This window comes from Achromobacter semiaridum, from assembly GCF_053543755.1.
In genome coordinates, this window is the sequence record NZ_JBLVOL010000019.1 from 74,192 (window position 1) to 85,547 (window position 11,356).

8 protein-coding genes are annotated in these 11,356 nt (G+C 65.5%); 3 read left to right on the forward strand and 5 right to left on the reverse strand.

Features of this window, described 5'->3' with window-relative positions:
• Positions 1-7: 7 nt before the first annotated feature.
• The 4 genes from ACNPP0_RS06680 to ACNPP0_RS06695 all read right to left on the reverse strand — a co-directional run bounded on the left by ACNPP0_RS06680 (position 8) and on the right by ACNPP0_RS06695 (position 5,133).
• Positions 8-2,737 carry an ATP-binding cassette domain-containing protein gene (locus tag ACNPP0_RS06680; protein ID WP_448705375.1) on the reverse strand — a complete coding sequence of 910 codons (2,730 nt, stop codon included), beginning with the start codon at positions 2,735-2,737 and terminating at the stop codon, positions 8-10.
• A gap of 187 nt (positions 2,738-2,924) precedes the next feature.
• Complete coding sequence (locus ACNPP0_RS06685) at positions 2,925-3,401, reverse strand: hypothetical protein (protein ID WP_332611549.1); 477 nt, start codon at positions 3,399-3,401, stop codon at positions 2,925-2,927.
• Positions 3,402-3,541: 140 nt separating this feature from the next.
• Complete coding sequence (locus ACNPP0_RS06690) at positions 3,542-4,414, reverse strand: glycosyltransferase family 2 protein (RefSeq protein ID WP_448705376.1); 873 nt, start codon at positions 4,412-4,414, stop codon at positions 3,542-3,544.
• A complete protein-coding gene (locus tag ACNPP0_RS06695) occupies positions 4,411-5,133 on the reverse strand; it encodes a PIG-L family deacetylase (protein WP_448705377.1) in 723 nt (240 codons plus the stop codon). The genes ACNPP0_RS06690 and ACNPP0_RS06695 overlap by 4 nt, the downstream gene beginning before the upstream one ends.
• 130 nt (positions 5,134-5,263) lie before the next feature.
• On the opposite strand from ACNPP0_RS06695, the gene ACNPP0_RS06700 reads away from it, so the two are divergent.
• On the forward strand, positions 5,264-9,391 hold the full coding sequence (locus tag ACNPP0_RS06700) for a CheR family methyltransferase (protein WP_448705378.1): 4,128 nt from the start codon (positions 5,264-5,266) through the stop codon (positions 9,389-9,391).
• An 80-nt stretch (positions 9,392-9,471) separates the two neighbouring features.
• Here ACNPP0_RS06700 and ACNPP0_RS06705 read toward each other — a convergent pair whose 3' ends face one another.
• Entirely contained in the window at positions 9,472-9,681 is a 210-nt protein-coding gene (locus tag ACNPP0_RS06705; protein ID WP_046807136.1) for a hypothetical protein, read from the reverse strand.
• Positions 9,682-10,051: 370 nt separating this feature from the next.
• Here ACNPP0_RS06705 and ACNPP0_RS06710 point away from each other — a divergent pair, with 370 nt between their 5' ends.
• Positions 10,052-10,282 carry a CrpP-related protein gene (locus tag ACNPP0_RS06710; protein ID WP_332611543.1) on the forward strand — a complete coding sequence of 77 codons (231 nt, stop codon included), beginning with the start codon at positions 10,052-10,054 and terminating at the stop codon, positions 10,280-10,282.
• A 115-nt stretch (positions 10,283-10,397) separates the two neighbouring features.
• Positions 10,398-11,282: an NAD(+) synthase gene (nadE, locus tag ACNPP0_RS06715; protein WP_448705379.1), complete on the forward strand. Its 885-nt coding sequence runs from the start codon at positions 10,398-10,400 to the stop codon at positions 11,280-11,282.
• Positions 11,283-11,356 lie beyond the last annotated feature (74 nt).

An 11,356-nucleotide genomic window follows, 5' to 3' on the forward strand; every position in this document is an offset into this window, starting at 1 on the left:
CGGACGCTCAGGTGTCGCTGCGATCGCCCGCGCGTTTGCCGGCGGCGGACGGCAGCATTGCGCCCACGGTCGCCAGCAATTCATTGGGGTCCACGGGCTTGGCAAGATGTACCTGGAAGCCCGCCAGCAAGCTGCGCAAGCGGTATTCGGGGCTGACGTGACCCGACAGCGCAATGGCCGGCAGCCGATGCGCCAGCGACGCGCCGCGCCGGGCTTCCATGTCGCGAATGCGGCCCACGACTTCGTAGCCGTCCATGTCCCCCAGCGACAGATCGCAGATCAGCACGCGCGGCCATTTTTCGGGCGGCAGGTCGGCGAACGCCTTCAGCACTTCCTGGCCCGTCGTGCATTGCGAAACGTCGGCGCCGTTGGACCGCAGGATCTCTGCCACCATGTCGCCCGCTTCCGGCTGGTCGTCCACCACCATCACGGTGGCGCCGTGCAGATCGGGCAGGCCGACATCGGCGCGCAACGCGGTCGCCTCCACCGCGCGCACCGGAAAGTCAGCGCAATAGGTCAGCCCGCCGGCAGGGCCCGCGGTGCTGTGGAACGCACCGCCCTGGCGCTGCACTTCTGCCGCCAGCTGTGCCGGATCCAACGCGGCGGCCGCGCGCAGCGGCTCGGGCATGTTCAGCGGAATGTCAGCAGGCACGGCCTCCGGCGCTTCCGGGGGCACCACCGACGTCCTGCCGTCCGTGACCGCCAGCCGCGTCATCTGTCCTTCGCGTTGCAGGCGAATCTCGATGCGCCCACCCAACGGGGTGACGGCAATGGCGTGCAGGCACATGTCCCACACCAACTGCTGCAACGAACTGGGGTCGCCGGTGATGCGCGCCGCCTCGCTGCCGATGGTCGTGTACACGTTCACGCCCTTGTCCTGCGCCAGTTCGCGCGCGGCATCCAGCACGCCCGCCACCACGGCCACCAGGTTCACGGGCTGGCGCGTTTCGCGGCCCATGGCTTCTTCCAAGGCGGACTGCTGGCGTTGCAGCGCCCACATCTGCGCGTACATGCCCTGACGCTTGAGCAGGTCTTCATGACGGCCTTGCTCGATCACGCGGCCCCGGTCCAGCACCAGAATGTTGTGCGCGTGAACAATCGTGGACAGGCGGTGCGCAATGATCAGCGTGGTGCGCCCGCGCGAGATGCGTTCCAGTTCGCTCTGGATGGCGCGTTCGGTGCGTGTGTCGAGCGCCGAGGTGGCTTCGTCGAACACCACGATGGACGGGTTTTTCAAGATGGCGCGCGCAATGGCGATGCGCTGCCGTTCGCCGCCGGACAGCATCACGCCACGCTCGCCCACCGGCGTCTCGTAGCCGTCGGGCAGGCTTTCGATAAAGTCGTGCACCCGCGCGCCGCGCGCCGCTTGCACGACCTGATCGCGCGTGGCCTCGGGCCGGCTGTAGGCGATGTTGTACGCGATGGTCTCGTTGAACAGCAGCGTGTCTTGCGGCACGATGCCCAGCGCGCGGCGCAGGCTGCGCACGTTGACCGTGCGCAGGTCCTGCCCGTTGATCAGGACGCGCCCGGCATCCGGGTCGTAAAAGCGGAACAGCAGGCGCGCCAGCGTGGATTTGCCCGATCCGCTGCCGCCCACCACCGCCAGCGTGGTGCCCGCGGGCACGGTGAAATCGATGTCCCACAAGATCTGCCTGCCGGGGTCGTAGCCAAAGCTGACGCCTTCGAAACGGATTTCGCCCGCGCCCGGATCCAGGGCGGGCAGGTTGGGGTCATCCCCCGTTTCCGGCGGATGCCGGAGCAGGTCGCACACACGCTCGGCGTTCACGAACGCTTCCTTGGCCTGGCGGAATATCAGGCCCAGCGTATTTAGCGGCAGGCAGATCTGGATGATGTAGGCGTTGACCAGCACCAGGTCGCCCACCGTCATCTGCGCGGTGACCACTTGCTGCCCCGCCAGCAGCATCACCGCCGCCACGCCGCAGGCGATGATGCCGGACTGCCCCACGTGCAGCCGCGACAAGGATCGCTGGTTGCGGATGCCGACCTCGGTCCATTCGTTCAGGATGCGGCTCAGGCGCGACGATTCCAGTGCTTCGTTCGCGTTGAGTTTCACCGCCTCGTAATTCAGCAGGCTGTCAACCATCTGCCCGCTGGCCCGGGAATCCAGCTCGTTCAACCGGCGTTGATACTTGACCCGCTTTCTGACCAGCACCGTGGTGTAGGAAAAATAGGCCACGAACGTCACCGTGACGATCAGCGCGAACCATGCGCTGTAGCCCATCACCAGAATCAGCACCACGGAAACGATTTCGACCAGCGTGGGCAGCAGTGTGAACAGGCCCGTGCCCAGCAGAAATCCCAGGCCCGCCGTGCCGCGTTCGACATCGCGCGCCAGGCCGCCGGTATTGCGGGCGCCATGGAAACGCGTGCCCAGCTGTTGCAGCTGCCCGAACACGCGCACCGTGAAGTCGGCGACGGTGCGCTGGGCCACCTTCACGAAAACCACGTCCCGCAGTTCGGTGAAGACGCTGCCGCCAAAGCGGATCAATGCATAGGCCAGCAGCAGGAACACCGGCAGCATCAGCGGGCCCGGCGCGCTCAGCGTGTCCACGATCGTTTTCAGAACGACCGGCACCAGCACCATCAGCAGCTTGGCGGCCACCAACAGAGCCACCGCCGCGCCCGTGCGACGTCGATATTTCCACAGCGCTGCCCAGATGGTGCGGTTGACTTCCTTGCGGGCGAAATCATTCGCGCTGGCGTCTGCTTCTTTCATGCGGCCGGCCCTCAAAACGATGAGCGCCAGGGCCAGCAAATGCCGTTCCGCGCGCACCGGTTCCGGGGCAGGAAGGGGTGCGGAAAAATCAGGCCGCGCTTGTTCAGGCGCTTATTCAGGCGCTTATTCGGGCGCGGATCCAGGCGCGGATCCAGGCGCGGATCCAGGCGCGGACTTGGGCGCTGGCTCAGGAGGCGCTGACTTGGGCGTCCACCTGGGCGTGGACGCAGGCTTTGAACAGATGCGCGATGGCGCCGGACAATGCTTCGTCAAACCAGGGGTTGGCGCCGCTGACCGCCACCACCACGCCATCGACCACCGCGCTGCCCCACACCAGCACGTCGCCCTGTTCGACCAAATGCGGTTGCAGCGCCAGCACCTCGTGGCTGGGGCGCCCGGTGCGCCAGCTCAAGCGCGCCTTGGCGCGCGCATAGGCACCGTAGTCCGCGTCCCACTTGGACGTGTCGCCGATGCTTTTTTCGTACAGGATGGCCGACTTGAATTCGACGTCGCCCGGCCGCGCCTGGGGGTCCATGACGACCACGTGCAGAAAGCCGCTCTCGCCGACGCGCCGATCGGCGCGTGCCGCTTCCAGCAGCGGCATGGCCAACTGTACGGCTTGTTCAGCCGCCTCGCGGTGGCGGGTGTGTGCCAGGGTTTTCATGCGGATCCTCCTGTTGACGGCGTCCACGGCGGACGCGGCGGGTTGCAATGGGAAAGATGATTGATGGCGTTCGGAACGAGGCGACCCGGTGGTCGAGACGCAAGGCCGATCGGTCGGCCCCCAGCACCAACCGCCCCGCGTCATCCCGCGGCTTCCGTCTGCCAGACGGTATTGAGCTTTTCGCAGGTGGCGGGGTCCAGGCGGCGGCGGTGCTCGCGGATCAGTTCCCATCCGCCCAGCGCATCGCGGCAGGCGCGCAGGCGCTCGCGCCACCCCGGCAAATCGCGCAGCACGGCCAGGCTGCGCCGGGCCGCCATGCCCGCCGGCAGCCGCAGCCAGGCCGTCCACAAGGCGTTGCGCGCCAGCATCCGCCGACGCAACGGCGCGTCGCGCGATCTGGACGGCCAGTGGTACGTCTCCAGGTCGGGCGCGTAAACGATGCGGCCCCCGTCAGCCATGATGTCCAGGCTTAACAAGGTTTCTTCGCCGCCGATGAAAAATGGTTCCCAGTACCCGCCCGCGTCCATGAAGGAGCGGGTGCGCATGACGTTCGCCCCGGCCATGAAGCCGATCAGCTCGGGCCCGATGCCCGCCAACGCCGGCAAGGGGCTTTGCGCCATGGCCGCGCAGGCGGGATCCAGCCGCGCGTCCGCACCCACCAGGATGCGAGCGTTCAGCACGGCAATCTCGGCATGCGCGTCCAGCAGATCGGCCGCGCGTTCCAGCGCGCCGGGCGCCCAGCACGTGTCGTCATCGCAAAAGGCGACATAGGGCGTGGTGACCTGGGCCACGCCGTGATTGCGCCCCGCCGCGCCCAGGTTCTTGCCCACGCGCACCAGCAGCACGGCCGGAAAGTCCCGCTGCAAGTGGTCGGCCGTACCGTCAGTGGACCCGTTGTCCACCACGATGACGGGATAGCCCCGGCAGAACGCGTCCAGCCGTTCAAGCGTGCGCCGCAGTTCCCGCCACCGGTTGTGGGTCAGCACCACAATGGACACGCGCTCTTCGCTCACGGCCCCTCCCCTTTGCTGGACAGGCGCCAATAGCGTTCGGGCCGGGACAGGTCTTCGGGCAGGCCGTTGAACCCCTTGATCTGGCTGGCATAGGCGGCAATGGCGTCTGCCTTGTCGGCGGGCTCGGCCGCGAAACCGGCCGGCGTCAGCACCAGGCCGCGTGCGTGCAACTGGACCAGGCGTTGCTGCACAATGCCTGGCTGGGCGCGATACGGCGCGTCTTCATACAGGAACCACGACATGCCGGGCCAGGTTTCCCAGATCAGCAGCGCGGCGTCGCTGACCCGGATGTGATCGCCATGGAACAGGCCCAGGGGTATCGCCACCACGTCCGGCGCCAACTCATGCACCGTGCTAAGCAGCGCCTCGGTCAGCCGGGGCATGGCCGCATCCGGGCAGTCCACATATTGGCAATCCAGCAGGTCCAGCGAACGGCCCTCGCAACGCAGCATGCCCAGGGCGCGGCGGTTTTCTTCATGGCGTGCGCGCAGCGCCTCGCCCGCGCTGCCGAACCCGCAGGCGCGATCCCACTCGGTCAGCACGGCGGCGTCTTGCGGCGCGCCGGTGAACACGGTGACGACCATGCTGCCCGGGCGCCGGGCCAGCAGGCTGCCACAACTGAATACCGCATCGTCCAAGTGCGGAGAAATGACAAGCAGCGAACCGGCGCAATTCGCGGGGGCGCGCGCCGCTTGGGCGGATGAGAAGGCTTCTGGCATGAGGGGAGTCTGGCTGGAATGGAATCTGCCTGCCATGCAGCAAGTCACGTACCCGACACAGGCGCCCCCGACGGCCTTGTCCGGCTGTATCATCCCTAGCAACGCAGCCCATCGCGAGCCCTCCCCCTTTATGTCCAATGTCCCTTCAGCGCCGGTCAACAAGCCGGGTCTTGCCCTTAGCGATTTGCACTTTCCTGTCGTGGGCCTTGGCGCCTCGGCAGGGGGCATCGACGCGCTACAGGATTTCTTTTCGAACACCCACCACGAATCCAACATGGCATACGTGGTCATCGTGCATTTGTCGCCCGACCACGAAAGCGTGCTGGACAAGATCCTGCAAGCCACGACCCGCATGCCGGTTGTGCAGGTGACCCACCCGCAGCGCATCCAGAGCAACCACGTCTACGTCATACCGCCGGCCTCGGTGCTGTCGATGAACGACGGCTATTTAAGCGTGTCGGCCTCGCGGCAACCGCAAGGCACGCGTGTCGCCATCGATGAGTTCTTCCGCACCCTGGCCGATGTGCACACCACGCGCGCGGTCGGCATCGTGTTGACGGGCGGCGGGTCCGATGGGTCTGTAGGATTGGCGCGCATCAAGGAACAGGGCGGCGTCACGTTCGCGCAGCAGCCCGAAGACGCCGAACACGACGCCATGCCGCGCAACGCCATCGCCACGGGCATGGTGGACATCATCCTGCCGGTTGCGGCCATGCCCGAGCGGCTCAAGCAGATTGCCGACAACATGGCGGCCATCCACATCCCGCAGCTGGCGCAGACCACCGAATCGGCGGCCGACGCCATGCACGAAGCCGATCCCGACAAGGAAGACCGCAACGCGTTACGCGACATCCTGACATTGCTGCGGGCGCGCACCGGCCACGACTTTCGCCATTACAAGACCGCGACGGTCTTGCGGCGCATTGAACGGCGCATGCAGGTCACCGGCGTGTCGACGCTGAACGCGTACGGCAAGCTGTTGCAAGAGCGCACGGATGAAACGCCGCTGTTGCTGTCGGACATGCTGATTGGCGTGACGCAGTTTTTTCGCGACAAGGAAGCTTTTACGTCGCTGGACAACTTCGTGCTGGCCAAGCTGTTTGAGCGGCATCAGAAAAACCCCGGCAGTCCGATGCGCGTGTGGGTCGCTGGCTGCTCGACGGGCGAAGAAGCGTATTCGCTGGCGATCATGCTCAGCGCGCGCGCCGACGCGCTCAATTACAGCCAGAAGATCCAGCTGTTCGCCACCGACATCGACGAGGCCTCGCTGGCTACCGGGCGCGCCGGCGCGTATCCCATGGCGATCGAGGCGGACGTGCCGCCGAGCCTGCTGCAAGGCCATTTCAGCCGGCAAGAGCACGAATACCGAATCAAGAAAGAAGTGCGCGAACGCGTGCTGTTCGCCGTGCATAACGTGCTGCGCGATCCGCCGTTCTCCAAACTGGATCTGGTCAGCTGCCGCAATCTGCTGATCTACCTGGACCGCGAGGTACAGCAAGACGTGCTGCGCATGTTCCACTTTGCGCTCAAGCCGGGCGGATACCTGTTCCTGGGCAGTTCGGAATCGGCGGATGCGTGCCCGCGATTGTTCCAGGTGGTGGACAAGCGCAACCGTATCTACGTGGCCAAGGAAACGCCCACGCAGTTGCGCAACGTGCCGGCGTTGCCGGCCGCGCATGCGTTCGAGCGCCCCAGCAACGCCCCCGCGCCCCTGACGCGCAACCGCCACAACAAGGTGTCGTACGCCGACGTCCACCAGCGCGCGCTGGAGATGTACGCGCCGCCCAGCGTCATCGTGGACGCGGAAAGCGACATCGTGCACATGTCCGAGCGGGCGGGCCGGTTCTTGCGCCATGGCGGCGGCGAGCCGTCGCGCAACCTGCCGTCCCTGGTCTATCCGGAATTGCGCACCGAACTGCGCACGGCCATGTTCCAGGCGCTGCACACGCGTAAAAGCGTCGAGGCGCGTCGCGTCAAGATGAAGATCGGAGACCGCCAGACCTACGTCAACATGGTGGTGCGGCCGTTTCGCCATGAAGAAACGTCCAACGACTACATGCTGGTGCTGTTTGACGAAGTGGAAGACGTGATGAGCACCGAAGGCCTCGCGTCAACGGTCGGCACATCGGCCGTATTGACGCAGCTGGAGGCGGAACTGCAAGGCACGAAGGACCAGCTGCAATCCACGATCGAGCAATCCGAGACCTCCACCGAGGAACTCAAGGCCTCCAACGAAGAGTTGCAGGCCATCAACGAAGAACTGCGCTCGGCCACCGAAGAACTGGAAACGGGCAAGGAAGAGTTGCAGTCGGTCAACGAAGAACTCATCACCGTCAACGCCGAACTGAAGTCCAAGGTGGACGAGACGGCCAAGATCAATGACGACTTGCAGAACTTGATTGCGTCCACCGACATCGCCACGTTGTTCGTGGACCGCAAGATGCACATCCAGTGGTTCACGCCGCGCGCTACCGACGTTTTCAACGTCATCACCAGCGACGCGGGCCGCTCGCTGCTGGACATCACGCATCGGCTGGACTACCCCGACATGGCGCGCGATGCGGCGGGCGTGTTCGAATCCCTGCGCGCGGTCGAACGCGAAGTGTGCAGCGACGCCGGCCGTTGGTATCTGGCAAGGCTGCTGCCCTACCGCAGCGCCGAACATCGCATCGAAGGCGCGGTGCTGACCTTCATCGACATCACCGACCGCCGCCAGGCCGAGGACCGCGTCCGCCTGGGCGAAGCGCACCTGAAGCTGATGACCGAAAGCGCGCGCGACTTCGGCATCCTGACGCTGGACAACAACGGCATCATCACCAACTGGAACGTGGGCGCCGAGACCATGTTCGGCTACACCCGCGCAGAGGCCATCGGCAAATCGTTTTCCATCATCTTCACCGATGCCGACAACGAAGCTGGCCGCCCCCAGAAAGAACTGGAGCGCGCCAGGCATATCGGCTATGCGCCCGACGAACGCTGGCACCGGCGCAAGGACGGCGGCCTGATCTTCTGCACGGGCGGCGTCAACCGCATGGACGATCCGCACTATCAGGGCTTTGCAAAAATCGTGCGCGACGTCACGGAACTGAAGCTACGCGACGCCGAACAAGAGTCGCGCCTGGACCGCGCACGCGCCGACAACGTGCTGAAGGATGAATTCTTCGCCATGGTGTCGCACGAGCTGAAGCATCCGCTGAACCTGATCCAGCTGAATGCCGAATTGCTGGCGCGCACCCCGGCCGTGCGTAATTACCCGGCAGCAGCGCGTTCGGCGGACCTGATCCAGCGGTCGGTCAAGGGCCAGGCACGCATCATCGACGACCTGCTTGACCTGTCGCGCGTGCGCACGGGCAAGCTGGGTCTGAATCAATCGACATTCGATATCACCGCCATTGCCACCAACATTCTTGAAGTGCTGGGCCCCGTGGCCAGCACGGCGGGCCTGACGCTGCGCGGCGAGTTCGACGCCAGCCGCGCCATACATCTGAACGCGGACCCGTTGCGCGTCGAGCAGATCATCTGGAACCTGCTGAACAACGGCATCAAGTTCACCCCACCGGGCGGCACCGTCACGCTGAAGCTCGACGTGGAAGATGATCGCCTGCGGCTGGATGTCATCGATAACGGTCAGGGTATTGACTCCCAGTTCCTGGGCAAGGTGTTCGACATGTTCAGCCAGGCGGACTTGCGCCAGCGCAATATGGCCAGCCCCGGTTTGGGTATCGGCCTGGCGGTGGCCAGCGAACTGGTCAAGGCGCACGGCGGCACCATCCAGGCGCACTCGGATGGCCATGGGCGTGGCGCGCGCTTCACCGTGCGCATGGCACTGGCCAGCACGCAGCAACAGGAAGTCCAGCTGCCGCTACCCGGAGAAAGCCCCCTCAAGGGCCTGAGAGTGCTGATCGTGGACGACTCCGAGGACATTCTTCACATCATGCGAGAGCTGCTCGAAATGGAAGAGGCGTCCGTCACGGCCGTGGGCAGTGGCCGCGAGGCGCTGGAGGCGTTCGCGCAAGGGCAGTTCGACCTGCTGCTGTCCGATATCGGCATGGCCGACATGGACGGCTATGAACTGATCCGCGCCATCCGCGAAGAGCATCCGGACAGCGCGGTGCCTGCCATCGCCCTGACGGGCTTTGGTTCGAAAGAAGACATGAACGAGGCGCTGCAAGCCGGCTATTCCGCGCACATCAGCAAGCCGGTGTCGCTGGACAACCTGCTGGACATCGTGCGCCATCTGCGCGACGGCGGGGGCTGAGCAGGGGACGCGGGCGTCGCGGGGGCGGCGCCCTTCATAGGCCGGGCGCGGCGCTCATCCGGCGCCTGCCGCGCCGCTCATCAAGCGCCGGCCTGCCCTTGCCCGGAACTCCGGTGGCCCGCCAGCACCTGGAACGCCCGCGCCACATCATCGGGAATTTCGGTATCCAGCACGTCGTGCTTCCACCCCCGCTTGGGCGGCCACGGCACGCCCAGCAGCGCCAGCTGCTTTTGGTTATAGCCGCCGCCCGCGGTTTGCCATCGCAGCAGCCATTCATTGGTGACTTCCATAAAGCCCACCTCACAGAAGGAATGGCCGCTATCGCAGCCAGATCGCTACCGCCCATACCACGAGCAAAATCGCCACAAGCGCTCCGATAAAGGTTGCGAACTGCCGCCACGGCCCACGGCCGGAAGTGGACTTGCGCGCAGCGTGTGCTTGAGCTTCGTCCGAAGACGGCTGAGTCGGGTTTGGCGTTTTCATTTCAGCTCCGATCCGCCCGAACGGCGGCGATGCCTGGCAATGAGCATCCAGCACGTAGCGTTCCCGGCCGATGCCCCAGGGGTCCCGCCACGCTATGCCGTCTAGTGCTGCCAGACTATTGCAGCTGCCAGGGTCTGCGCTCATACTCGGCGCTCACACAGACATCAAGGTTCCGAGATGGAAAAAGACATCCAAAATCAGGGTGCACAGGCCGCCCGGAACGGGTGGAGCCTGTTCGATTGCCCCTACCTGCGGGCCCAACAAATGCCCGGCCACACCGGCGAGCCCATCTCTGAATGGCGCGCAAAAGTGGCAGCCTGGGAAGCCGGCTGGAAGACTGAAGTGGAAAGTTGGCTGGGTCGTTCGCAACCGCCCTCCGTCGTTTGCGATACGCCCGTACTGCACTGACGACGGACGCTTCCCCCACACGATCCGGGGCGGGTCCGGTACTTGCTATGGCCCCTCAGGTGCACAAGGCGGACGCTGGTCCGCGGCATTCGCAACTGTGGAGGGAGACCTGATCATGGCTCGGAATACCAACACGCAAGACCGCCAGGCTGCCATTGCGTGTGAACTCGGCGTCCAACAAGGCTTTGACTCGGCTCGCGAGCTCGAAAGCCGGGTCGCATTCCTGGAGAATTATTTATCAGACACCGGAAAATCCGGCTATGTGCTGGGCATCAGCGGCGGCGTGGATTCGACGGTGGCGGGGAGAATGGCGCAGTTGGCCACCGAGCGGCTGCGGCTGAAGGGCCGCCGCGCGTTTTTCGTGGCGGTGCGTTTGCCCTACGGCGAGCAGCACGACGAAGGCGACGCGGCGCGCGCGCTGGATTTCATTCGCGCGGACCACGTGATGCAGGTCGACATCAAGCCGGCGGTGGACGCCCAGCGTGACGCGCTGGAGGCAGCGGGATTGGTATTTACCGACAAGGCAGCGGAAGACTTCGTGGCCGGCAACATCAAGGCGCGCCAGCGCATGGTGGCGCAATACGCGATTGCCGGCGCGCTGGACTGCCTGGTCATCGGCACGGACCAGGCGGCCGAAGCGTTGATGGGCTTTTTCACCAAGCACGGCGATGGCGCGGCCGATCTGCTGCCGCTGCGCGGTCTGACCAAGCGGCGCGTACGCGCATTGGGCGTGGTGCTGGGCGCACCCGCCAGGCTCATCACCAAGGCGCCCACCGCCGACCTGGAATCCCTGCGGCCGGGCCTGCCGGACGAAGTGGCATTGGGGGTCGCGTACGACGAAATCGACGATTTCCTGGAAGGCCGGCCGGTGCGCGATGATGCCCGCCAGACGATACTGAAGCAATACGACGCAACGGCGCACAAACGGCTGCCGCCCGCCGCGCCGGCGCTGGGCACTGACGGCAACCACAACGACGACATATTTCCGTCCGCCGCCTAGCACCATGCAGGCGTTCGCCGTCGGATAGTGATCCGGCGACGGTACCGGGCTATCAAGGTTTGGCGGGGGGGCGC